Annotated in this window: 22 protein-coding genes; 16 read left to right on the plus strand and 6 right to left on the minus strand. The window is 62.7% G+C overall.

Features of this window, described 5'->3' with window-relative positions; genetic code table 11:
- Positions 1-50 precede the first annotated feature (50 nt).
- The 7 genes from J7E24_RS12730 to J7E24_RS12760 all read left to right on the plus strand — a co-directional run bounded on the left by J7E24_RS12730 (position 51) and on the right by J7E24_RS12760 (position 6,103).
- Positions 51-893 (plus strand): Rossmann-like and DUF2520 domain-containing protein, encoded by an 843-nt coding sequence (locus J7E24_RS12730; protein ID WP_215138538.1) that lies wholly within the window; start codon positions 51-53, stop codon positions 891-893.
- Between the two features lie 63 nt (positions 894-956).
- Positions 957-1,286, plus strand: coding sequence for a 2Fe-2S iron-sulfur cluster-binding protein (locus J7E24_RS12735; RefSeq protein WP_215138539.1), 330 nt, complete (start codon positions 957-959; stop codon positions 1,284-1,286).
- 107 nt (positions 1,287-1,393) lie between these two features.
- Positions 1,394-1,630, plus strand: coding sequence for a Fe-S cluster assembly protein IscX (gene iscX, locus J7E24_RS12740; RefSeq protein WP_116943204.1), 237 nt, complete (start codon positions 1,394-1,396; stop codon positions 1,628-1,630).
- A 95-nt stretch (positions 1,631-1,725) separates the two neighbouring features.
- Positions 1,726-2,220, plus strand: a complete 495-nt coding sequence (locus J7E24_RS12745; RefSeq protein ID WP_215138540.1) for a KdsC family phosphatase — start codon at positions 1,726-1,728, stop codon at positions 2,218-2,220.
- A gap of 187 nt (positions 2,221-2,407) precedes the next feature.
- A complete protein-coding gene (locus J7E24_RS12750; RefSeq protein ID WP_215138541.1) occupies positions 2,408-3,358 on the plus strand; it encodes a geranylgeranylglycerol-phosphate geranylgeranyltransferase in 951 nt (316 codons plus the stop codon).
- A 133-nt stretch (positions 3,359-3,491) separates the two neighbouring features.
- Positions 3,492-4,766, plus strand: coding sequence for a BamA/TamA family outer membrane protein (locus J7E24_RS12755; RefSeq protein ID WP_215138542.1), 1,275 nt, complete (start codon positions 3,492-3,494; stop codon positions 4,764-4,766).
- 137 nt (positions 4,767-4,903) lie between these two features.
- Positions 4,904-6,103, plus strand: coding sequence for a glycosyltransferase (locus tag J7E24_RS12760; RefSeq protein WP_215138543.1), 1,200 nt, complete (start codon positions 4,904-4,906; stop codon positions 6,101-6,103).
- A 173-nt stretch (positions 6,104-6,276) separates the two neighbouring features.
- On the opposite strand, the gene J7E24_RS12765 is transcribed toward J7E24_RS12760, so the two are convergent.
- From J7E24_RS12765 to J7E24_RS12775, 3 genes are all read right to left on the minus strand, one after another.
- Positions 6,277-6,879 (minus strand): class I SAM-dependent DNA methyltransferase, encoded by a 603-nt coding sequence (locus J7E24_RS12765; RefSeq protein ID WP_215138544.1) that lies wholly within the window; start codon positions 6,877-6,879, stop codon positions 6,277-6,279.
- Entirely contained in the window at positions 6,876-7,661 is a 786-nt protein-coding gene (locus tag J7E24_RS12770; RefSeq protein WP_215138545.1) for a PIG-L deacetylase family protein, read from the minus strand. The genes J7E24_RS12765 and J7E24_RS12770 overlap by 4 nt, the downstream gene beginning before the upstream one ends.
- Positions 7,662-7,913: 252 nt before the next feature.
- Positions 7,914-9,083 carry an acyl-CoA dehydrogenase family protein gene (locus tag J7E24_RS12775; RefSeq protein ID WP_215138546.1) on the minus strand — a complete coding sequence of 390 codons (1,170 nt, stop codon included), beginning with the start codon at positions 9,081-9,083 and terminating at the stop codon, positions 7,914-7,916.
- A 234-nt stretch (positions 9,084-9,317) separates the two neighbouring features.
- Between J7E24_RS12775 and purH the strand changes: the two genes are divergently transcribed.
- The 6 genes from purH to rodA all read left to right on the plus strand — a co-directional run bounded on the left by purH (position 9,318) and on the right by rodA (position 17,089).
- Entirely contained in the window at positions 9,318-10,886 is a 1,569-nt protein-coding gene (gene purH, locus J7E24_RS12780) for a bifunctional phosphoribosylaminoimidazolecarboxamide formyltransferase/IMP cyclohydrolase (protein ID WP_215138547.1), read from the plus strand.
- A 171-nt stretch (positions 10,887-11,057) separates the two neighbouring features.
- On the plus strand, positions 11,058-12,083 hold the full coding sequence (locus J7E24_RS12785) for a rod shape-determining protein (protein WP_215138548.1): 1,026 nt from the start codon (positions 11,058-11,060) through the stop codon (positions 12,081-12,083).
- 102 nt (positions 12,084-12,185) lie between these two features.
- Positions 12,186-13,109, plus strand: a complete 924-nt coding sequence (gene mreC / locus J7E24_RS12790; protein ID WP_215138549.1) for a rod shape-determining protein MreC — start codon at positions 12,186-12,188, stop codon at positions 13,107-13,109.
- Positions 13,106-13,642 carry a hypothetical protein gene (locus J7E24_RS12795; RefSeq protein ID WP_251047184.1) on the plus strand — a complete coding sequence of 179 codons (537 nt, stop codon included), beginning with the start codon at positions 13,106-13,108 and terminating at the stop codon, positions 13,640-13,642. Before mreC ends, J7E24_RS12795 begins: the two co-directional genes overlap by 4 nt.
- A gap of 187 nt (positions 13,643-13,829) precedes the next feature.
- On the plus strand, positions 13,830-15,674 hold the full coding sequence (mrdA, locus tag J7E24_RS12800; RefSeq protein WP_215138550.1) for a penicillin-binding protein 2: 1,845 nt from the start codon (positions 13,830-13,832) through the stop codon (positions 15,672-15,674).
- 116 nt (positions 15,675-15,790) lie between these two features.
- Positions 15,791-17,089, plus strand: coding sequence for a rod shape-determining protein RodA (gene rodA, locus J7E24_RS12805; RefSeq protein ID WP_215138551.1), 1,299 nt, complete (start codon positions 15,791-15,793; stop codon positions 17,087-17,089).
- Positions 17,090-17,154: 65 nt separating this feature from the next.
- On the opposite strand, the gene J7E24_RS12810 is transcribed toward rodA, so the two are convergent.
- From J7E24_RS12810 to J7E24_RS12820, 3 genes are read right to left on the minus strand one after another with little or no spacing between them, the layout of a single operon-like run.
- On the minus strand, positions 17,155-17,604 hold the full coding sequence (locus tag J7E24_RS12810; RefSeq protein WP_215138552.1) for a hypothetical protein: 450 nt from the start codon (positions 17,602-17,604) through the stop codon (positions 17,155-17,157).
- Positions 17,605-17,663: 59 nt separating this feature from the next.
- Positions 17,664-18,689 carry a hypothetical protein gene (locus tag J7E24_RS12815; RefSeq protein ID WP_215138553.1) on the minus strand — a complete coding sequence of 342 codons (1,026 nt, stop codon included), beginning with the start codon at positions 18,687-18,689 and terminating at the stop codon, positions 17,664-17,666.
- Between the two features lie 55 nt (positions 18,690-18,744).
- Positions 18,745-19,872, minus strand: a complete 1,128-nt coding sequence (locus tag J7E24_RS12820) for a hypothetical protein (RefSeq protein ID WP_215138554.1) — start codon at positions 19,870-19,872, stop codon at positions 18,745-18,747.
- A gap of 34 nt (positions 19,873-19,906) precedes the next feature.
- Between J7E24_RS12820 and J7E24_RS12825 the strand changes: the two genes are divergently transcribed.
- From J7E24_RS12825 to J7E24_RS12835, 3 genes are all read left to right on the plus strand, one after another.
- Positions 19,907-20,236: a 2Fe-2S iron-sulfur cluster-binding protein gene (locus J7E24_RS12825; protein ID WP_215138555.1), complete on the plus strand. Its 330-nt coding sequence runs from the start codon at positions 19,907-19,909 to the stop codon at positions 20,234-20,236.
- 168 nt (positions 20,237-20,404) lie between these two features.
- On the plus strand, positions 20,405-21,004 hold the full coding sequence (locus tag J7E24_RS12830; protein WP_215138556.1) for a thymidine kinase: 600 nt from the start codon (positions 20,405-20,407) through the stop codon (positions 21,002-21,004).
- Between the two features lie 70 nt (positions 21,005-21,074).
- Complete coding sequence (locus J7E24_RS12835; protein ID WP_215138557.1) at positions 21,075-23,450, plus strand: T9SS type A sorting domain-containing protein; 2,376 nt, start codon at positions 21,075-21,077, stop codon at positions 23,448-23,450.
- Positions 23,451-23,458 lie beyond the last annotated feature (8 nt).

Genomic DNA, 23,458 nt, shown 5'->3' on the forward strand with positions numbered 1-23,458 from the left:
GTATTTCAAAAAGGAATGGTTGGAGTTGTTAAACAGGCAGTTTTATAGTCATGACATTAACAGACCGCACCCCCCTTCGGATTGTGCTGCTTGGGGCCGGCCGGGTGGCCACCCACCTGGCCCCGGCTTTGGCCGCTGCCGGCCACGCGGTAGTAGGCCTCTGGAGCCGCAGCCCCGAATCGGGGGCGGCGCTGGCCTCCCGGCTGCCGGTGCCGGCCACCGTAGCCAGCAGCCTGCAGCACCTGCCCGCCGCCGACGTATACCTGCTCACGCTGCCCGATGCGGTTGTGCCCGACGTGCTGGCGGCGGCTTGCTTTCCGGTAGGGGCGTTGGTGGCGCACACAGCCGGGGCGCTGCCGCTCTCCCTGTTTGCACCTTATCAGGGGCGGCTGCGGGGCGGCGTGTTTTATCCGCTCCAAACTTTTGGGCCGGGCCGCGCAATTGCCTGGGCAAGTGTGCCGCTGTGCCTGGAAGGCACCGATGCGGCCGCGCTGGCCATCCTGCACCAGCTTGCCACTTCGCTAAGCTCCGACGTGCGGGAGCTGGACTCGGCCCGGCGGTTGCAGCTGCATGTGGCGGCCGTGTGGGTCAGCAACTTTCCCAACCACCTGTTGGGCATCGGGCGCGAGCTACTGGAGGGTGCGGGGCTGCCGTGGGAGCTACTGCACCCGCTCATCCGCGAAACGCTGGACAAAGCGCTGGCCCAGCCGCCCTTCGCGGCCCAAACCGGCCCGGCCGTGCGCCACGATGATGCCACGCTGGCCCACCACGCGGCCGCGCTGGCCGCCCGGCCGCGCTGGCAGCAGCTCTACCAGCAGCTCACGGCCAGCATTCAGGCCACAGCCGAGCCGCTGCCAGCTGCGGCAAACAATGCGCCGGGGTTGCGGCTTTGATTCGGGGGGGTACGTCCGTACCTTTGCCCCTTCGTTTTTGCCTTGTGTACCTAGCCTTTCGCCGTGAAAGCCATCAATATTACGTTTACCTTCCAGGACGGCCAGCCCGACCAGACACACGTGGCCGCCGAGGGCGAATCGGTGCTGGACGTAGCCCTCAACAACAACATTCAGCTGCAGCACAACTGCGGCGGCGTGTGCGGGTGCAGCACCTGCCACGTATACATTGAGCAGGGCGAGAACGACCTGCCCGAAATTTCCGACGCCGAGGAGGACTTTATCGACCGGGCCGAAAACCCCCGCATCAACTCGCGCCTGGCCTGCCAGTGCGTGGTGCAGGGGGCTTCCGACCTGGTAGTGCGCATTCCGCCCCAGCACTTCCTCGGCCACTAGTTTTTAGTACTGCGGAAGAGCGTGAACTGGCGGCCGGCCAACTGTTTCGGTAGCCCCGCCAGCCCTTTTACCTTCGGTCCGTATCTCCAAATCAGCCTTTTCTGACTATGAATCATTTCGAGCCCCCGATTAAGTGGAGCGACCACGAAGACGTGGCCATTGCCCTGTATGAGAAGTTTGGCGACGAATTTGGGGAGGCCAAAATCTACCGCATCCGGTTTACCGAGTTGCTGGATTGGGTGCTGAGCCTGCCCAATTTCGAAGGCACCCGCGAGCAGGCCAATGAAGGCCACTTGGAGCAGATTCAGGCCAAGTGGGTGTACGAGTGGCGCGACAACCAATAGGTCGTTCTGCGCCGGCAGTTCCGCCGTTTTTTCTTCAGTAGCTGCCCGGCAACCCGGCCGGTGCGCTTCTGTGCTATGTATAGTAAGGTATGTTTATGTCGTCAGAACTCGATTTACAAGCAATAAAGGTGTTTGTGCTGGACGTGGACGGGGTGCTGACTGATGGCACCCTGCTGGCCTTTAACTCGGGCGAGCAGGTGCGCGCCTTCCACATCCGCGACGGTTACGCCATCCGGCACGCGTTGCGCCAGGGCTACCGGGTGGCCGTTATTTCGGGCCGCGAAGAGCAGGGCGTCCGCAAGCGGCTGGAGTCGCTTGATGTGCGCGACATTTACCTGGGAGTTGATGACAAGATGAAAATCTTCAACAATTACCTCAACACTTACCACCTCGAAACGACCAGCATTGCCTACATGGGCGACGATATGCCTGATTTGGAGGTAATGCGCCGCTGCGCCGTAGCGGCCTGCCCGGCCGATGCCGCCACCGATGTGCAGGCCATTAGCAACTACGTGGCCCGGCTGCCCGGCGGGCACGGTGCCGTGCGCGAGTTGATAGAGGCCGTGATGAAGGTGCAGGGAACCTGGTAAGCCGCTCCGATTGCCGGTTGTGTTGAAGCTGAAGAAGTTATAAATGCCCTAAACATAAAGTGCCTGTAACCTCCGGCCGGCTTCATTAAGCAAATGCCTTTCCTGATTTTTGGGAGAGGCATTTTTGTAACCTTTCGGGTTGGCTGGACCATCTTTGTGCTTCTTATTTGCCCCTTCGGCTCCAGCTATGCTTTTCCGCCCGCCCCTGTTTGCCCCCGACGCCACTGCGCCCGGCACTGCCGGCCCGGCTGGCAGCAACAGCAGTAACAGCAGCGGTAGTAGCTGGCGGCAGCTGGCCCGGCTGGTGCGCCTGCCCAACCTGCTGATTATGGCCCTGTGTATGCTGCTGGTGCGCGCCTGCCTGCTGCTGCCCCAGGCACCTTGGCGCCAGGTAGTTGCCCCGGGGTTTGCGCTGCTGCTGCTGGCGGCTCTGTGCATCGGGGCGGCTGGCTACATCATCAACGACTACTACGATGTCAAGATTGATGCCATCAACCGGCCGGGGCGGCTGGTGGTGGGGCGCGGCATCAACCGGCGGCACGCCATGCTGGCCCATCTGCTGCTGTCGGGGCTGGGCGTGGGGCTGGGGGCGCTGCTCTCGCCGCTGCTGGGGCTCGTGAACCTGGGCTCGGCGCTGCTGCTGTGGGGCTACTCGGCCCGGTTTAAGCGGGTGGCGCTGGTGGGCAACGTAAGCATTGCCACCCTCACGGCGGCGCTGGTGCTGCTGCCCGAGCTGCAGCTGCACACCGGCCGCTCGGCGGTGTGGGGCTACGCGCTGGCTGCGTTTATGCTCACGCTGGTGCGCGAAATTGTGAAAGACGTGGAGGACATGCGCGGCGACGCCCAGCACGAGTGCCGCACGCTGCCGCTGGTGTGGGGCGTGCCGCGCACGAAGTGGGTAGCCGGCTTTTTTCTGGCCTGTTTGCTGCTGTTGGTGGCCGGAGCCGTGTTCAATGCCCTGTTCATGAGCTACCGCTACGGGCTGGGCCTATGGTTGCTGCTGCTGGTGCTGGCCCCGTTGCTGGCACTGGCCGCCGCCCTGCGCCGCGCCGACCAACGGCAACATTTTGCCCGGCTTAGCACTTGGTGCAAACTCATTATGCTGGCCGGGGTATTCTCGATGCTCGGCCTGGGCTGAAAGTGTGGGCAACCGCGGCCGCAACTGCTGCGTTAGCAAAGGCCACCGCCCGATTTGTGCGGCCGCCCGTTGTGGCTGCGCTGCCAACGGGGGCTCTTCCTCTCACTTTCCTTTTTATTCCGGCCATCACTGTATGCGCTTCCTCTACCCGTTGCTGGCGCTAAGCGCGCTGGCTACCCCGGCTGCTTTGGCGCAGTCAACGCCTTCCGATTCGGCCGCTCCTTTGCTGGCTTCGGCTGCTCCCATTGTTTCGGCCGAAGCCACCACCGAGCCCGCAGGCGCGCCGGTGGGCCTCAACCGCGCCCTGGCCCCGGCTACTACCACCAAAATCCGACTCACGCCCTCCGACCCCGACAAGCCGAGCTTTCTGCCGGTGCCCATTGCCTTTTATCAGCAGGAAACCGGTTTTGCCGGCGGCGTGGCCATTCTGCCGGTGTGGCGCTTCGGCACCGACACCACGGTGCGCAAGTCGAACGCCCGCCTGATTGCCTGGATTTCGCAGAAAAAGCAGACCACCGTGCAGCTCACGCACACCATTTTCACCAAGGAAGAAAAGTTCTTTTTCTCGGGCGAATTGAGCTACTTCGACCTGGCTTTTAAGTACTACGGCCGCGGCAACGACACCGATGAGGACGTGTATTCCAACATTCAGTACCCGCTGTGGGTGTTTGATGAGAAGGCGCTGGTGAAAGTAAAGCCCAACCTGTTTGTGGGCCTGCGCTACCGCCTCACCGACCTGGGTACCGTCAAGCTCAAGGAAGATGGTGACGACGAGGCCACGGCCAGTTCTTACTTCACCATCCCGGCCGAGCAGCGCGGCGGCTACACCACCTCAGGGGTGGGCCCGGCGCTGCTCTACGACAGCCGCGACAACGTGCTGGCCACGTACACCGGTAATTTTGTGGATGCGCACGTGCTGTTTGCCGGCAAGGGCCTGGGCAGCGACTACAAATTCACCCGTTACATGGTGGACGCGCGCCATTTCAACCCGCTGTTCGGCTCCAACAACACCATTCTGGCACTGCAGTTTCTGGGCCAGTACCACACCGGCGACGTGCCGTTCCGCGAGTGGGGCGGCATGGGCGCTACGCTCGGCGGCTCGCTTTACAACAACGCCTACCTGATGCGCGGCATTTACGAAGGCCGCTACCGCGACCGGCAGTTTACTACGGCCCAGGCCGAAATCCGCCAGAAGCTGTTTTGGCGGATTGACGGGGCCGTGTTCGGGGCCGTGGGCCAGGTGGCGCCGAACCTCGACGATTACACTGTAGACGGGCTGCGCTACGCCGGTGGTGCCGGCCTGCGCTTCCGCTTCAACCGCCGCGACCGGCTCAACATCCGCCTCGACTACGGGGTGGGTTCGGGCGGAAACTCGGGTATCATCTTCGCGGTAGGCGAGGCATTCTAGTCGCTCTCAGTAGCTGGCTATTAAGCTGCAGGTTGCAAGCGCCATCGGGCGGTTTGCAGTCTGCAGCTTTTGCTTTTTTGGCCTTTTAAGCTCGTCAGTAGGGCTTTTGGCCGGTTTAAGCGCCAACTGTCCACCGCGTGCTGCGTAAGAAGCAGCCCATGGAATACGCCACTCCGCACCGGTTTCACTCGGCCCACCCCAACAACACGGCGCTGCCCTTTTCGGTCTGGAGCCACCTGCCGCCCCCTTCCCCGACTTTAAGGGCTACCGTCATCATTCCGGCCAAGGATGAGGCCGACTCATTGGCTGCTACACTGGCGGCGCTAGCGGCCCAAACCAACGAGCAGGGCCAGCCGTTGCCGCCTGGCTTTTTCGAAGTGCTGGTGCTGGCCAACAACTGCACCGACCATACGGCGGCCGTAGTGCAGGCCTTTGCTGCCACCCACCCGACGCTGGCCCTGCACGTAGCCGAGTTGACGTTGCCGCCCGCCGAGGCGCACGTAGGCCGGGCCCGCCGTCTGCTCATGGATGAGGCCGCCTACCGCCTGGAGCTGGCCGGCCAGCCCCGCGCCGCCATCATCAGCACCGATGCCGATACCCGTGTAGCCCCCGACTGGCTGGCCGCCACGTTCCGGGAGCTGGCGCTGGGTGTAGATGCCGTGGCTGGCCGCATTTTAATGGAGGAAAGCCGCCGCACCTGCCCCGTGCGCCGCTGCCAGCTGCAGGATGCCACCTACCAGTTGCTACGGGTTCAGCTCGAAACCCAACTCGACCCCCAGCCCCACGACCCCTGGCCCCGCCACCACCAGCACTTCGGGGCCAGCCTGGCCGTTACGGTGGCTGCTTACCGGCAGGTGGGTGGGCTGCCCGTAGTGCCGTATCTGGAGGATGAGGCCCTTTATCAGACTCTGCTGCGTCATGATTTACAGGTACGGCACAGCCCGGCCGTGCGCGTATTTACCTCGGGCCGGCAGCAGGGGCGGGTGGCGGTTGGCCTCTCGTGGCAGCTGCGCGAGTGGGCCCGGCTGGGCCAGCAGCAACTATTGGTTTCTAACCCGGCCACCCTGGTGCAGGAGTTGAAGCTGCGCCGCCAGTTACGCCAGCACTGGCAACTGGCCTGGAGTAGCGAAGCGTTTGAGCAAGTAGTTTCCGGATTGGAAGAAGTGCCGGCCGAGCTGCTGGCCGCGCCCCTAGGCTACGCCACTTTCGGCGCCTATTGGGAGTGGGCGCGGCCGCAGTTGTTGCCGTCCGGTGCAGAGGATCAGGTACCACTGGCGCTGGCCATCACCATCCTGCGCACCGAGCTGGCGCGTGTGCCAGCGCTGGTTCATGGGTAGCATATGAACGTTATTCAGAGGGCAGCGAAGCATGACGTTAAACTGATTACTGCTGTCACGCAGTGGTTTTGTTGAAGTACTTCCAGGGAATAGTAGCGCGAACTTTGTAGTTCGCGCTACTATTCCCTGGAAGTACTTCAGCTGATTAGTTGCTAAGCTAAAGTCCTATCCAGCTACCGCCGCTCCAACACATCGAGGCGGTATTTCTCGTGGCGCTGGCCGTGCAAGTGGCGTAGAGGGCCATTGGGAGTGGCTTTTTCGAGGAAGAACTCGTGTACGGCGTCGCCGGTAAGCGGGTAATCGTGTACGGGAGGCGTCCAGTGAACCAGTACCAACTGGCCACCAGCCGGCAGTGCCGCCAGTAGCTGGTCGGCGGCACGGGCCAGGTCGGCCGGGTTCCAATAGTAGCCTACTTCCGACACCAAAATCAGGTCGAACTGCCCATCAGGAAACTCATCGGGCACACGCAGCAGTTGCAGCGCTACCTGTGGTAGGTTAGCGCAGCGTTGGCGGGCCTGCTGCAGGGCCGCCTCAGCTACATCAACGGCCAGCAGATAGCCACAGCGCGGGGCCAGTCGGGCCGTGAGGATGCCCAGCGAGCAGCCGATTTCGAAGGCCCGCGCGTAGTGGCTGCGCGGCAGGGCGGCCAGCGTGGCCGCGTACTTTTCCTGCTCGTAGGGACTGGTAGCAAAGTCCCAGGGGTCCTGGTTGGCCTCGTACACCTTATCGAAGTAGTCGGGCGGCAGCGTGTGGGGCTGGTTGGGGTTTGGCTTCATACAGAATAAGAATCGGAGGAAGAGTGAACAGGCAACGCGGCTGTTGCAGCGGAGGACTCCAGATACACTTCGGTAGGGCTGGCGAAATGGGCCAGCATACCAGGGGCCAATGTGAAGCCCGTCGGGTCGTCGTGGATGCAGGAGCCGGGCAGCTGCGAGGCGTGGGCGGCAATGGCATTCCGCTTATCGGCCAGCACCGAACTGATGTCGAGCTGCCAACCGTCGACTTCACCGGGAAGGGGCAGGTCGGTGGGGGCGGCGCGTTCCCAGGCCCAAACCAGGTATTCGAGCAGGCGCGGAGGGGTGGGTAGCTGCGCCAGCGCGGCCCGCACCAGTTGGCTGGTAGCACGGTGGTCGGGGTGCGGGTCGCGCCGCCAGGGGCACAACACACTGGCCGGCTGCTTCTCCTGCAGAAAATCTACGAGCTGGGCCACGGCTATCTGGCCCGCGGGTTCATCGGGGCCGGGTACCTGGCTGTCGGGCAGGCCCAGCGGCAGTAGCTGGCTGGGGTTGAGGCCCAACTGGGTCAGGGCCAGGCGCAGCTCAGTTTCGCGCAGGGCTTGGCGGGCCGGGGGCGGAAACGCAACCGAGTTGGGGTGCGACATGGTGCCGTCGCTCATCAGTACGCACCACACGGGCACGTGCGCCCGGGCCAGCAACGCCAGCAGCCCGCCGCAACCCAGGCTTTCGTCGTCGGGGTGCGGGGCAATAACCACGGTGGGCCCCAGCGTGGCGGCGTAGGTAGCGGGGCGTAGCGGCAAGGCATCGAAATCAAACGTCATCGGGGGAGTAATGCTTCAAAAACAGTACGAACCTGTATTCTCTTCTCCAGCCTTTAGCTAAAGGCTGGAGAAGAGAATACTATTTAAACCAAGTTGCGGAGTTCATCTATTGGAGCGGTGTAGGGGCGGGGCTTGTTCCCGCCCGCCGTCAGCATAGTGCGTTGACCGACTGTTCGCATGCCCCGCATGTGTCGTTCAACGGCGGGCGGGGAAAAGCCCTGCCCCTACATCGTGCTTCGCAACTTGAATTACTCAGTCGTGCCAGAGGCGGTGGGCGGGGCGGGAGTGGGCCAGGGCGTAGCGGCCGGCATCGGCCAGCGCGGCATCGGGGGCGGGTTGGCGCAGGTAATGGGTCAGGTCGCGGTGCAGACGCTCGAAGGGCTCGGGCCGCAGCAGGCCCCGGGCCCCCACGCACCGTTCGGCCAGCGGCAACACCCGCAGGCAAATGTCCTCGATGGCCGAGCGCACGAGGTTGGCGTGCGCTACCACGGTTTCGGCATCGGGGCCGGGGCGGGCAGCCAGTTCGGCGGCGGCCTGCAGCCAGTGCTGGCCGCTGGCTATCAGGATGCTTAACTGGCCCAGCCGCTGGCGCTGGTAGGGGTCGTCGGTGCGGGCCAGCGCCTGCAGAAAGCGGCGGGTTTCGTCGAAAACGGCTTCGGCCCCGCCCAGCTGCACGGCCGCAAACCGAATGGCCCCGCCGCTAAACCAGGGCTGGCGGTAGTAGTCGCCGGGCGCGCCCAGCAACTGTTCGGGGCCAACTTCCAGCCCCGTAAAATCGACCCGGAAGCTGGCCGAGGCCCGCATGCCCAGCGGCCGCCAAAACCGGGCGTCGTATTCGGGTACCAGCGTGTCGGCGGGCAGCACCAGCATCTGCCAGCCGCCCCCGGGCAGGGCGGCCGTGAGCAGCGGGCGGGTGAGGTGGCCGGCACCCGAGCCGAAGGTTTTGCTGCCGCTGAGCCGGAAGCGTCCGTTGGGCAGCGGCTCCAGCTTCACGCCGTCGTGGGCCTCAGTGTTCCAGACACCGAACAGATGGCCTGCCCGGGCATCGGCGGCCCAGTGCTGCACCTGCGCCGGCCGGCCAAAGCGCCCGCTGAGCTGCAGCGCGTTGGTATGGCCCTCGTACACCCGGCCCACGGCCAGGTTGCCCCGCCCAATGTGGCGCAACGTGCTGAGCAGCTCATAGGTGTGGGCGGGCTCGTTGAGGCCGCTACCGCCCAGCGCGGCGGGCAGCGGGGCCGCCAGCAGCCCGGCCTCACGAAGCCAGCCGAATTCCTGGCTCGGGAAGCCGCCCTCGACATCGGAGTGGGCCGCCTGGGCGAAGAGGCGTGGGGCGAGGGCCGCCGCCCCGGCAGCGGCCAGGGCCGGAGTGGCCGCGGGTAAAGCAGCGGCAGAAGTAGTGGGTGGGCTAATCAGTTCGGGCATAAAAAGCAGGAGCCGGATAACAACTACTTCCTCTACGAACGGTGGCCTGCTTCGGCTGCCACGGTTGAGCTACGAAAGTTGCCTGGCCGCCCCTACACCCGCTGCTGGCTGGGTTGGCTTTGCTGTACTTCGGGTGCTGTAGCCGGGCCGGCTTAACAATTCGGTAACAGCCGGCCGCGCGGCGCTGCCTACCTTCGCGGCGCATTTCACTAACCCATTCAGCCCCCTTCCGCCATGTCGCAGCCCATTCGTTCCGCCCTTATTTCGGTGTATTACAAAGACCGCCTCGGTCCGCTTGTGGAGTTGTTGCACCAGCACGGTGTAACGATGTACTCGACCGGTGGCACCCAACAGTTTATCGAGGAGCAGGGGGCAAAAGTGACGGCCGTGGAAACGCTGACTGGCTTTCCGGCCGTGTTTGGCGGCCGCGTAAAAACCCTGCACCCCACCGTATTCGGCGGCATTCTGCACCGTCGGCACGAGGCCTCCGACCTGGCCGAAGCCGCCCAGCACGGCATTCCGCCCATCGATTTGGTGGTAGTGGACCTATACCCGTTCGAAGAAACCGTGGCTTCGGGCGCCGGCGAGGCCGACGTGATTGAGAAGATTGACATTGGCGGTATTTCGCTGTTGCGGGCTGCGGCCAAAAACTACCGCGACGTGCTCGTGGTCAGCAGCCGCGACCAATACGCGCAGGTAACCGAGCTGCTGAGCCAGAAAAACTGCGCCACCGACCTGGCCGACCGCAAGCAGTACGCCGCTGCCGCCTTCGCCACCACCGCCCACTACGACACCGAAATCGGCCGCTACTTCGTGGAAAGCCAGAATCCGGCTTCCGAAGGAAAAGCTGACAGCCAACAGCTAACAGCTAACAGCTTAGCGGAAAGCAGCGCAAACCAAACGCCTCTGCGCTATGGCGAGAACCCCCACCAGGCGGGCACGTTCCACGGCGACCTGGGCGCGCTCTTCGACCAGCTCCACGGCAAGCAGCTCAGCTACAACAACCTGGTGGATGTGGACGCGGCCGTGCTGCTCATGCGCGAGTTTGATGTGGCCGGCCCGGCCGCCTGCGCCATTCTCAAGCACACCAACGCCTGCGGCGTGGCCCAGGCCGATACGCTGCACCACGCCTACCTGAATGCGCTGAGCTGCGACCCGGTGTCAGCCTTCGGCGGTGTCATCATCGTGAATAAGCCCGTAGATGCGGCCACAGCCGAGGAGCTGAACAAGCTGTTTTTCGAGGTGCTGATTGCGCCCGGCTTCGAAATCGAGTCGCTGCCGCTGCTGCAAAGCAAGAAAAATCGGATTCTGCTGCGCCAGAAGCCTGTGCAGTTTCCAGCCAAGCAGGTCAAAACGCTGCTCAACGGCACCATCGAGCAGGATTTCGACCAGGCCATCGAGGGCGCGGCCGAGTTCAAAACCGTAACTGAGTCGGCTCCGACTGCCGACGAGGTGGCGGCCCTGGAATTCGCCCTCAAAATCTGCAAGCACACCAAAAGCAACACCATTGTACTGGCGCGCGCCGGCCAGCTGCTGGCTTCGGGCGTGGGCCAGACCTCGCGGGTGGATGCCCTGCGCCAAGCCATCGAGAAGGCCGGCTCGTTTGGATTTGACCTGAACGGCGCCGTTATGGCTTCCGACGCCTTCTTCCCCTTCCCCGACTGCGTGGAAATTGCCGGCGCAGCTGGTATCCGGGCTGTGGTGCAGCCCGGCGGCTCCATCAAAGACCAGGACAGCATTGCCGCCTGCAACCAGCTGGGCATGGCCATGGTGCTCACGGGCGTGCGCCACTTCAAGCACTAAGCAAGAAGTACCGAATAAAAAAGAGGAAGCAGCACAGGCTAAGGCATGCCGGATGACGTTTGTCGGGTATGGCTTAGCTTGTGCTGCTTCATCCCCATAAATTCCTCCGTACTTTTGCCCCCACTTTTGACGGGCGCAAGCGCCCCGTTCTCATTTACTTGCCGTAACTCAATGGGTTTCTTCAATTTCTTTACCAGCGACATTGCCATCGACCTGGGCACGGCCAACACGCTCATTATTCACAACGATGTTATCGTGGTGGACGAGCCGAGCATCATCGCCAAAGACCGCACGACCAATAAGGTAATTGCCGTGGGCCGGCAGGCGCAGCAGATGCACGAGAAAACCCACGACAACATCAAAACCATCCGGCCCCTGAAAGACGGCGTAATTGCCGACTTCCACGCCGCCGAGGAGATGATTAAGGGGCTTATCAAGATGATTGATACCCGCAACCGCCTGTTTCAGCCCTCGCACCGCATGGTTATCTGCATTCCGTCGGGCATTACGGAGGTAGAGAAGCGGGCCGTACGCGACTCGGCCGAGCACGCCGGGGCCAAGGAAGTCTGGATGATTCAGGAGCCCATGGCCGCCGCCATTGGTATTGGCATTGATGTGGAGCAGCCCGTGGGCTCGATGATTATCGACATCGGGGGCGGTAGCACCGAAATTGCGGTTATTGCCCTCTCCGGCATCGTCTGCGACCAGAGCATCAAAACGGCCGGCGACGTGTTCAACCAGGATATTTTGGATTACATGCGCCGCCAGCACAACCTGCTGATTGGCGAGCGGAGCGCCGAGCGCATCAAAATTGAGGTCGGCGCGGCCCTCACCGAGCTCGACGTAACGCCACCCGACTACGAGGTGCGCGGCCGCGACCTGATGACGGGCATCCCGAAGGTTATCAAGGTAACGTCGTCGGAAATTGCCATTGCCCTCGATAAATCGGTGGCTAAAATTGAGGAAGCCGTGCTCAAGGCCCTCGAAATCAGCCCGCCCGAGCTGTCGGCCGACATTTACGAAAACGGCATTCACTTAACCGGCGGCGGTGCCCTGCTGCGTGGCCTCGACAAGCGCCTGGCTGTGAAAACCAAGCTGGCCATTCATATTGCCGAAGACCCACTGCGCGCCGTGGTGCGCGGTACCGGCAAAGCCATCAAGGACATCCAGGCCTTCCGGGGCGTACTGCTTACTTAATTATGAATAATGAATTTTGATTTTTGAATTGTTCGGCGTTGCATTATCAGCCTGGGGCAAGTCGTAATTCATCATTCAAAATTTAAAATTCATAATTAACCCATGAATAACCTGTTCGCCTTTCTGTTTCGCTACCGGGCTTTCCTGGTATTTGCGGTGCTGGAAGTGCTGAGCCTGTTTTTGCTGGTGCGCAACAGCACGTACCAGCGCGCTGCGTTCTTCAACTCATCCAACGCCTATGTGGGGCAGGTGCTGGGCTGGCGCAACCAGGTGCAGGATTATTTCCGGCTGGCCGATGTAAACCAGGAGCTGATGCGCGAAAACGCCCGGCTCCGGCAGCAGTTCTACCCGCCCGACCTGGGCGGCCGCACCGCCGATTCGCTGCCCGTCCGCCAGGATAGTACTACCCGCGCCCGGCTGGCCATTCTGGGCCGGCCCGACTCGCTGCTGCTGGGCCTGCGCCCCCTGGCCACCCGCGACCCCGACTACCCGCTTATTCCGGCTCGCGTGGTAAGCAGCACCCAGCGCCTCGTCGATAACTACCTGACGTTGAATGTGGGCCGCGTCGATGGCGTGCGCGAGGGCATGGGCGTGGTATCGGCCGAAGGGATTGTGGGACGGGTGAAAGTGTTTTCGGAGCACTACGCCACCATTACGTCGGTGCTGCACTCGCAGAGCCGCACGTCGGCCCGCATTCAGCGCGACGGCACCATTGGCACCGTGCGCTGGCTCGGCGACGACCCCACCCACGTGCTGCTCGACAATATTCCGCGCCAGAACAAGCTGGTGCGCGGCGACACGGTGGTCACCTCGGGCTACAACGCCGTGTACCCCGAGGGCGTGCTGGTAGGCACCATCGACTCGTTTGTGAAGGAGCCCGACAAAAACTTCTGGACGGTGCGCGTGCGGCTGGCCACCGATTTCTCGCGCCTCACCTACGTGTACCTGGTTACGAGCCGGCCCCAGGCCGAGCGCGACACGCTGGAGCTGCGCGCCGGCATCAAACCCGAAACCAAGCGGCCATGAGCGGAGGAATTCTGAGCGTTTTGTGGCAGGCGGTGCGCGGGATATTTTATCTGGCCCTGTACGTGCTGCTAATCAGCGGCACCGACTTCGTGCTCTTTAATCTGGCTTGGTGCTTTATTTACCTGGGCTTCCTGCTGTTTCTGCCGCTGGCCACGCCGCTGGTGGTGCAGCTGGTGCTGGGCTTTGTGGCGGGCATCTCGCTCGATATGGTGTTTGATACCGGCGGGGTGCACGCCGCCGCCGCCGTGCTGCTGATGTACCTGCGGCCCTGGGTGCTGCGCCTGCTCACGCCCCGCGACGGATACGATGCCCAGGATTCGGTGAACATTCACCAGATGGGCTGGCAGTGGATGGTGGTGTACCTGGTGCTGCTCACGGCCATCCATCACGCCGCTTTCTTCCTGCTGGAGCTGGGCTCGTTCCGGTTTGTGGGCCTCACGCTGGCCAAAATCGTGCTCAGTACCCTCTATACGGCGCTGGCCCTGCTCATCATCCAGCTGGTGTTCTACCCCACCAAGCGCCGCAAGCGGTAGGGTTGTTGGGTTGATAAAGCGAGTCTACTGGTACGACGTAGGGGCGGGGACAAGCCCCGCCCCTACGTCGTGCCAGTAGCCTTCCGCCCTCCCCATCTCACCTCCCGCGCACCTTTTCCGCACGGTCGGGGTTATCTTTGCGTTTCCGCCGGTAGCGGCGGAGCCTGCCTTTTAAGATTTCCCTGCTTTGCAATACCTCGAAGGCCGCAAATACGTCGTCCAGGCAATTTTCCTGGCCGTCGCGCTGGTTTTTGCGACGCGCCTGTTCTACATCCAGGTTCTGGACGGCAGCTACAAGCTGGCTGCCGACCGCAACACGCTCCAGCGCATCGTCCAGACTCCGTATCGGGGCCTGATTTATGACCGTAAGGGCCAGATTCTGGTTCAGAATACGCCCGTGTACGACCTGATGGTAGTGCCGCGCGAAGTAAAGCAGCTCGACACGCTGCGCTTCAGCCAGCTGCTGCAGCTGCCGCTGGAGGAGGTGCGCGAGGGGTTGCAGCAGGCCCGCAAGTTCAGCCGGGTAAAGGCCTCGCCACTGGTGCAGAACCTGAGCACCCAGGAGCTGGCCACCATCCAGGACAACCTGATTGACTTTCCTGGTTTTAGCGTGAAAGCGCGGATGGCTCGCTCGTACAACACCCACACCATGGCCCACGCCCTGGGCTACGTGGGCTCGATAACGCCCAAGCTGCTGGAGCGGCCCCAGTACAGCAAGTACCAGCCGGGCGAGTTTCTGGGTATTACGGGCCTGGAATCGTACTATGAAAAGCAGCTCATGGGCCGGCGTGGCGTGCAGTACCGCATGGTGAACGTGCGCGGCATCGAAAAAGGGGCCTTTCGCGACGGCGAGTACGACACGCTCTCGGTGGCCGGCCAGGATTTGCACCTGAGCCTCGACTCGGAGCTGCAGGCCTACGCCGAGCAGCTGATGGCCGGTAAGCGCGGCTCGGTGGTGGCCCTCGACCCCAAAACGGGCGAAATCCTGGCCTTCGTGTCGGCGCCCATGTTCGACCCCGAAATGCTGTCGGGTAAGGGCATGGGCAACCGCTACATGGAGCTGCTCAACAACCCCGAGCAGCCGCTGTTCAACCGCCCCCTGATGGCCACCTACCCGCCCGGCTCCACGTTCAAGCTCGTGAACGAGCTGGTGGCGTTACAAGCGGGCGTGGTAACGCCCAATACGCCGTTTGCGTGCAACTTTAAGCTGGTGCGCTGCACCCACCGCCACGAGTACCCCAGCAACGTGGGCATTGCCATCAAACAGAGCTGCAACCCGTATTTCTATCAGGTAATGCGCGCTACCGTGCTGCGTGGGCGCTCCAGCAACCGTTTCGAAGATGCCCGTTTGGGTCTGGGTGAATGGCGGCGGCAGGTGATGAAGTTCGGGCTGGGCCAGAAGCTGGGCGTGGATATGGGCCAGGAAAAGAAGGGCCTGATTCCGTCGCCCGAGTTCTACGACAAGCGCAACGGCTACCACCGCTGGACCTACCGCACCGTGTACTCGCTGAGCATCGGGCAGGGCGAAATCGGGATTACCGGCCTGCAAATGGCCAACGTGATGGCCACCATTGCTAACCGCGGCTGGTACTACACGCCCCATTTCGTGCGCGGCATCGGGAATGGCGGCCCACTACCCGAGTATCAGGTGAAGCACACGGTAGGGGTGGATGCCCAGCACTTCGAGGCCATTGTGCCGGGCATGATCAGCGTGGTGGATGGCAACGGCGGCACCGGCATCAACGCCAGCCTGGCCGACGTGGGCATTTCGGTGGCCGGCAAAACCGGCACTGTGCAAAACCCCCACGGCGACGACCACGCCACTTTCGCTGCTTTCGCCCCCGCCCATGACCCCCAGATTGCCATTGTTGTGTTTATCGAAAACGCCGGTTTTGGCGGCAGCTCGGCTGCTCCGCTGGCCGCGCTGGTTATCGAAAAACACCTGCGCGGTAAAATAGCCCCCTGGCGCCACCGTTGGGAAGAGTGGCTGCCCGGCCCCGCCGACCGGTTCATCAAGCGCCGACGGTATTAATAGTGTAGCGCGAACTTTGTAGTTCGCGTCGCCACGCCGTTCAAAGCCACCTTAACGGCACGAGGACGCGAATGACAAAGTTTGCGCTACGTCAGCTTCTAATTCTTAACTAAAAATTGAATTCCCTCCCCGCCCGTTACAACCGCAGCATCGACTGGGTCACGGTTCTGCTCTACCTGCTGATGGTGGGCGTGGGCTGGCTGAACGTGTACGCGGCCAGCTACTCGCCCGACGCGCCCGACGATGCGCTCAGCTCGCTGAGTTTCGGCCAGCTCATGGACTTCAACTGGTTCAAGCAGATTGTCTGGATTGGCACGGCCCTGGTACTCATTGTGGTGCTGCTCGTCATCGACCCCAAGGCCTACGACACGTTGGCTTACGGCCTGTACGGGCTGATGATTGTACTACTGATCATCACGCCCTTTATCGCCCGGCCCATTGCCGGCTCGCGCTCGTGGCTGGAGTTGGGGCCGGTGCGCCTGCAGCCCGCCGAATTTGCCAAGTTCATCACGGCCCTGGCCGCCTCGCGCTACCTGGCCGGCATCAACCTGCGCCAGCAAAGCTTCCGCGACCAGCTGGTGCTGGCCGGCCTCACGCTGCTGCCGCCGGTGCTCATTATTGCGGCCAACGAAACAGGGCAGGCGCTGGTGTTCGCCGCATTTCTGCTGGCTTACTTTCGCGAGGGCATGTCGCCCATCATCCTGCTGATTCTGGCTGCCGGCGCCTTTATTCTGATTCTGGCGCTGCTCGTGCCTAAACTGTGGCTGCTGGTTGGTTTTACGGTGTTGCTGGCCATTGCGCTGGCGGCCAACTGGCGGACGCTACGGCATTATATTCCGCTGAGTCTGGGCGTGTGGGCAGTGGTTATCGGCATGGTGTTCGGGGTGGATTTCTTCTTCAACAACGTGCTCCAGGACCACCAGCGCAAGCGTATTGAAATCCTGATAAACCCTTCGGCCGACCCGCTGGGCGTGGGCTGGAACGTCACGCAGTCGAAAATTGCCATTGGCTCTGGTGGGCTGGCTGGTAAAGGCTTCCTGCAGGGCACCCAAACCAAGTTCGATTTCGTGCCCGAGCAGAGCACCGACTTCATTTTCTGCACCGTGGGCGAGGAGTGGGGCTGGCTAGGCTCGATAGTCACCATCGGACTGTTCATGGGCCTGCTGGGCCGCATCGTGTACGTGGCCGAGCGGCAGAAATCGGTGTTTGGGCGCACCTACGGCTACTGCGTGGCCAGTATCATCTTCTTCCACTTCTGCATCAACATCGGCATGACCATCGGGCTGGCCCCGGTGGTGGGCATCCCACTACCCTTCTTCAGCTACGGCGGCTCCTCGCTGTGGTCGTTCACCACGCTACTGTTTATTCTGCTGGCCATTGATGCCGCCCGCAAGCAGGATTTGGAGCGGTATTGAGTTGGAGTGGAAACGCTGTAACCAGTGTGCGAAAAAGAGCTGAATGTAGTTGATGTAATTGATGATTAAGTAGGGCGCCGTTGAGGGGAGCGGGAAGCAATATACGAGCAGATGCTTCCTAAGATCAACACATCAACGAAGGACATCACGTAGGTCACACCATAACCGCCGAATAGGTCATAAATGAATTTGGCTACGGGGTTGCCAAGGCTGAATTTGTAGCCCACGCCGTAATGATAGGACGGTCTGTCAATAAATTTTGATGGGTGTTTAAGTGCTCCATTAGCATAACGACCAATAGGTGGCTTACTTGTATCTACAACGTAATAGCTATGATTCTGAGATAAGCCGTTATCCCAACTGTACTGCAAGGGACCCCACAACAGCGCTACCAACGCGAAAATCTTCGCGTAACGCTCTTGTTTTGGGTCTCCCAGGCACAGGCCGATGAAACGAAAAAACAGCATTCCCAAAATACCGAGGATAATAAACCAGAAAATAAGCCAGACATACATCTTTGTGTTGCTCTAAAGGTTGAAAAATTGAGCTGTCTTTCAGCTAATTTTCGAATACTTCACTCACTGAGTAGTCTGTATTTGCTAACAATCAACGAAAACGCCACCGCGAAAACCGGGGCGGCGAGGTAGCCCATGCGGCCCAAATCACCCGAGAGCAGCATGTGGGCAGCCACGATAACCAGCAGCCCGATTCCGGACCGGCCCACGGCGGGCAGCCAATCTTGACGGGCCGCCCGGCTGCGCAAACCTGCCAGCAAGGCGAGGCTGAAGAAGCCGAAGATGCTGAAGATTTCGCCCGCGCCCTTCACCGAAAAAAGCCGCCTAAGCGAGTACGTGAGGTTTTCGAGGTGGCCTAGGGCGTTGCTTACGCTGGCTTCCGGCGGCGTGCCGGCCTGCTGGTCGATCCAGAGGCGCAGGGCCAGCCAGGCCGCGCCGCCTAGCGCCAGCCAAGCCAGCTGCCAGGGCCAGCGCAGGGCATGGCGGCCGTACCACAGCAGCCAGGGCACCAGCAGCAGCCCCGATTCTTTGGCCGGCAGCGCCAGCAGCAGCACTGCCACTACCGCCCCCGCCGAGCCCGCGCGCACCGCATAAAAGGCCAGCGCAAATACCAGCAGGTACAGGCTGTCGACCAGCGGCAGACCGGCCATGTACACCGTCCAGCGGCTTGTGAAAACGGCCGCCAGGGCCAGCGCGGCCGCCAGCGGCGAGGCCCCGCACAACTGGCAGGTGCGGAATATCACCAGGCCCGCCCCGGCCAGTAGCAGACAGTTCACCACGTAGAAGCCCAGCCGTAGCGGCCACTCGGTGCCGGGGCGCTCGGGCCAGATGCGGGCGTACACCTGCTCCAGCGGCCAGGCCACGGTGGCGGCCAGGGCCGGCACCAGCGGCCGGTAGCGCCTGGTCAGGCTCACGCCCTCAAACTCGCCGCGGGCTACGCTCAGGTAGCTGCGCGTATCGAGCGAGTGCGAGAAATCGTAGTGCCGGTACATGGGGTAGGCCGGCCCGGCTACCAAGCCCAGGCCCAGCAGGTACACCAGCAGCCAGTGCGGCCAGCGCCAAGGGGCAGCAGCGGGATGGGGCATGGGGTGGCAATAAACGCAAGAAGCCAGCCCCGAAGCGGGGGCTGGCTCTGGAAAATCAGGCGCTGAACTTGCGGTCAATCAGGCGCAGCAGCTTATTTACGTGCTCGTCCTTGCGCACCCATTGCTGTTCGGTGGCTAGGTTGTCGGTTACGTAGCGCTTGGCCGTGTCGGCGTTGGGCAGCGAGTCGAGGTGCTGTATGGCGGCGTGGTAGCGCATGTTTTCGCCCCCAAACAGCTCATTGATGAAGCTGAACCGCTGATTGATGGAAATAGCCTCGCGCAACGACTCCACATTCGGGGCCTTGTCGGCCAGCGTGGCGGCCCGCTCGGGGCGCAGGGTTTCGCTTAGCGAAGGCGAGCCCGCCCGCTCGGCCTTCAGCTTGGCGTGCAGCGGAACCGGCGCCTGCTCTTCGGCGGCCGGAGCCGCTGGAGTCGGAACCACCGGATTCGGAGCCACCTCAGCCGCGGGCAATACGGGAACAGGAGCCGGAGTAGGCGCGGCCGGAGCAGCAGGAGTCGGCTGAACCGGTACTGCGGCGGGCGGCGGGGAGGCTTCGCGCAGCTCCTCTTCGGTGAGTGGCAGCAGCTCGTTGAACTGCGCTACCAGGGCCGTCAGGGGCTCCAGCTGGCCGGGGTTGTTTTCCAGGTGCTGGCGGAAGTGGCTGATGAGGTAGTCGCGGGGCTGCTCCTGGCCGGCAGGTAGTGCGTTGATGAAGTGCTCGAACAGGGCTTTGTTGAAGTGAAGGTAGCGCAGGCCCTCGCGCAGTTGCTCGGGCGTGCGCGGGCCGGCCTCGGCGGGCAGCAGCTTGGTGGCCAGCGTATCGGCCGGATTGAGGGCCCCAGCCAGTGTGTCGGTCACGGCCTGGGCCAGTAGCGGCTCGTAGGCGGGCCGGCTGAGGCGGATGCGCCGCGAAAGCACGTTCATGAACTGGGTGAGGGCCTGGCGTACGTCGGCATCCTCGAAGTCGAAATAAGTGCTGCGCAGCTGAGCCATTTCGGCGGTCCACTTGCTCAGCAGCTCCTGCACTACAAACAGGTTTACCTGCCTGATGGGAGTGAAACTGAGCACTGCCGGACCATCGAGCGTGGCCGTGGGGCGGGCCCCGAAATGCTGGTCGCAGAGCCGGGCTGCCAGCAGCCGGCCGTATTGTTCACGCTGTGCGTGGCTATATTTGGTATTCATTGAGAGCCTGGTTCAGCGAGCAATTTACAGAAATATGCCCACTCTGATTGTCGAAAACCTGTCCGGCGTGGCCATTCCGGTGCCTGCGGGGGCCACGTTGCTGGCCGCCATTCAGGCCGCCGGTCACGACTGGCAGCACGCCTGCGGGGCACGGGGGCGCTGCGTTACGTGCCGGTTGCGGGTGTGCGCCGGGGCCGAACTGCTGAGCGAGCCGACGCCCCCCGAGCTACGCTACCGCGCTGCCGGCCGCCTCGGTCCCGATGAGCGCCTGAGCTGCCAGACCCGCCTGCCCGATGGCCAGGTAAGCGCCCGCGTACCCCGCGCCACCCAGCTGCCGCACGTCGTGTATTCGGTGCCGGAGTGAGTGAAGATGCGAATGGGGATATCAGCCCGTCATTCAGAGCGAAGCGAAGAATCTCGCGTGCCATCGTTGAGCGCCAACCGCCCGACGACTCGGCGAGATTCTTCGCTTCGCTCTGAATGACGTTCTTTTGTATTTCCCTACTCACCCATTCACACATTTACTCCGCCCGTGTTTATTGAACCCCGCGTTGGTACGCGCCCTGGCAATAATGCCCGCCGGGGCTGGATTGAAGTTGTGTGCGGCTCCATGTTTTCGGGCAAAACCGAGGAGCTTATCCGGCGGCTGAAACGGGCGGAAATTGCCCGCCAGCGGGTGGAAATCTTCAAGCCCGCCCTCGACACCCGCTACCATGCCGAAGATGTGGTGTCGCATAACCAGAACAGCATCCGGAGTACGCCCGTGCCGGTGGCCCAGGAAATCCTGCTGCTGGCTACCAGCTGCGACGTAGTGGGCATTGATGAAGCCCAGTTTTTCGATGAGTCGCTGGTGGAGGTGTGCGTGCAGCTGGCCAACGGCGGCACCCGCGTGATTGTGGCCGGCCTCGACATGGATTTTCAGGGCCAGCCCTTTGGCCCCATGCCCGCCCTGATGGCCGTGGCCGAGTTCGTAACCAAGGTGCACGCCATCTGTGTGCGCTGCGGCGAGCTGGCCTCGTATTCATTCCGGGTAACCGCCGCCGAAGACAAAATTCTGCTCGGCGAAACCGATGCCTACGAAGCCCGCTGCCGCGTTTGCTTTCAGGAAGGGCTGCGGCAAAAAGCGAAATAAAGAACTGCACTAAAGCCCGGCCGGGGGCGTTACCTTTCGTCTGTCTGCCTCGTTCTCTACCGCCCGCCCTATGAGCCTACCTCTACGCCTGCGCGCCGCGCTGCTGCCCTTTTTCCTGCTGCTGGCTGTACTGCCGGCCGGCACAGCCCGGGCCCAGTCGGCGGCGGCCGGCTACGGCGAGTGGCAGCTGCACCTGCCCACCAACCGCGCCCTGGCCCTGGCCGAAGCCGACGACCGGGTGTACGTAGCCGCCCAAGATGCCTTTTTCTACCTTGATAAGAAGCTGAGCACGACCACGCTGCTTTCGCGCCGCGACGGCCTGAACGACGTGGGCGTGAGCACAGTAGCCTACGATTCGGTGGGCCGGCAGCTGCTGGTGGTCTACCAGAATGCCAACCTCGATTTGCTGAGTCTGCAGGACGGGAAAATCAGCAACCTCAACGATATTTTCCGCAAGGACATCAACGGCGGTAAAACCGTGTATCAGGTGCAGATTACCGGGCGGCGGGCCTACCTGTCGGCCAGTTTCGGCATTGTGGTGCTCGATCTGGACAAGCGCGAAATCCGGGATTCGTACACCAACATCGGCCCTGGCGGCACGGTGGTGCGGGTGTACGCCACGGCTGTAGCCAACGGTACGCTGTTCGCCGCCACTTCCAACGGGCTGATGCGCACCAGTCTGGCCGGTAACCCGCTCGATTTTCGCACCTGGACCACTGACCTGCCTGCCCGCCCCGGCGACCCGTACCGCACGCTGGCCGTGCAGCAGGGCCGGGTGGTGGCCGGCATCAATGGCGACCGGCTGTATGCCTACGCTGCCCCCGGCAGCTGGCAGCCGCTGGCCGGTTCGCCGGTGGGCATAAGTTTCCGGCAGTTAACAGCTTCGGCCGCCGGCCTGCTGATAACTGAGCCGGCCCAGGTTTCAGTGCTGGATGTAGCAACCGGCGCCCGGCGCACAACACTGCGCCCGGCCCTGTTGCGCAACCCACAGGCCAGCCTGCGTAGCCGCGACGGGAGCTTTTACGTAGCCGATTTTGAGAACGGGCTGCTGCGGGTTGCCCCCGACGGCCAGCAGGCCGAGCAGTTCCTGACCAATGCGCCCGCCGAAGCCCAGGCCTTTAGTGTGCTGGCCGATGCCCGCACCAACACCGTAAACGTGTTCACGGGCGGCTACACCGACCGGTATTTGCAGCGCGGCTTTTTTCGGGGCTTTTACGAGTTTCAGCAGGGGCAGTGGACCAACTTCACGCCCAGCACCCTGCCCGACCGGGCGCAGTACCCCAACCCCCAGGACCTAACCCGAGGCGCCCGCACGCCCGACGGCACGTTGTACGTGGGCAGTTACGGCAACGGCCTGCTGGAGTGGAAGGGCCCGGGCGAGTTCCGGCTGTTCAACCCCACCACCAACCAGCCCAACCCCCTGCGCAGCGCCATTGCCGACCCCACCTTTGCCCGCGTAACCGACGTTGCGGCGGATGCCGAGGGCCGCGTGTGGGTGGTAAACCGCCATCAGATAGCCGGGCAGTCGGGCCTGTTCGTGTTCGACCCGGTGGCCAGCAGCTGGCGTATTATCGACTACTTCGCGGGCAGCGAAAACCTCGACCGTATTGCCCTCGATGATGCCGGCGCGGCGTGGGTGTCGCGGGCCCGGGCGCCCGGCAGCGGCTTGGGCATGGTGGCCCACAACCCCGAAACCCGCGAAACCCGCTATTACAGCCAGGCTGCGGGCCGCGAAGGTGCTGCGCGCGACATCAACGACGTGTACGATGTAGTGAAGGACCGGGTGGGCGACATCTGGGTGGGCACCAACAAAGGCCCGGCCTTCTTTCCCAACCCCGGCGGCGCCTTCGACCCCCAGCAAACCACCGGCTTTCAGCTGCCTTACGTGGATAGAGGCGGCGAAGACGAGGTGGGCTTTGCCACGCTCGACAACCGCAAAATAAACGGCATTGCCATTGATGGGGCCAACCGTAAGTGGTTTGCCACCGAAAGCGGCCTGTGGCTGTTTACGGCCGATGCCAACGAGGTGCTGCTCCATTTTACTACCGAGAATAGCCCCTTGCCCTCCAACACCATCGTGGATGTAGCCGTGAACGATAAAACCGGCGAGGTATTCGCCGTGACGGATGCGGGCGTGGTCAGCTACCGCGGCGACGCCACCATCACCGAAGGCAAGCCCAGCTGCGCGAGTGTGTACCCGAATCCCATTCGGCCCGATTACGCCGGGCCCGTGAGTGTTTCGGGCCTGGCCAACAACGCCAGCGTGAAAATAACCGATGTAGCGGGCCGGCTCGTATACCAGACTCGCGCCAACGGCGGCACCGTCAGCTGGAACCTGGCCGACTACAATGGCCAACGCGTGCGCTCGGGCGTGTACCTTGTACTCACCGCCGACGCCGACGGCAAGAACGGCTGCGTAAGCAAGATTGCCGTGGTGAGCAAGTAGAAGTTGGA

The organism is Hymenobacter sp. ISL-91, from assembly GCF_018613725.1.
Taxonomy (GTDB): Bacteria; Bacteroidota; Bacteroidia; order Cytophagales; family Hymenobacteraceae; genus Hymenobacter.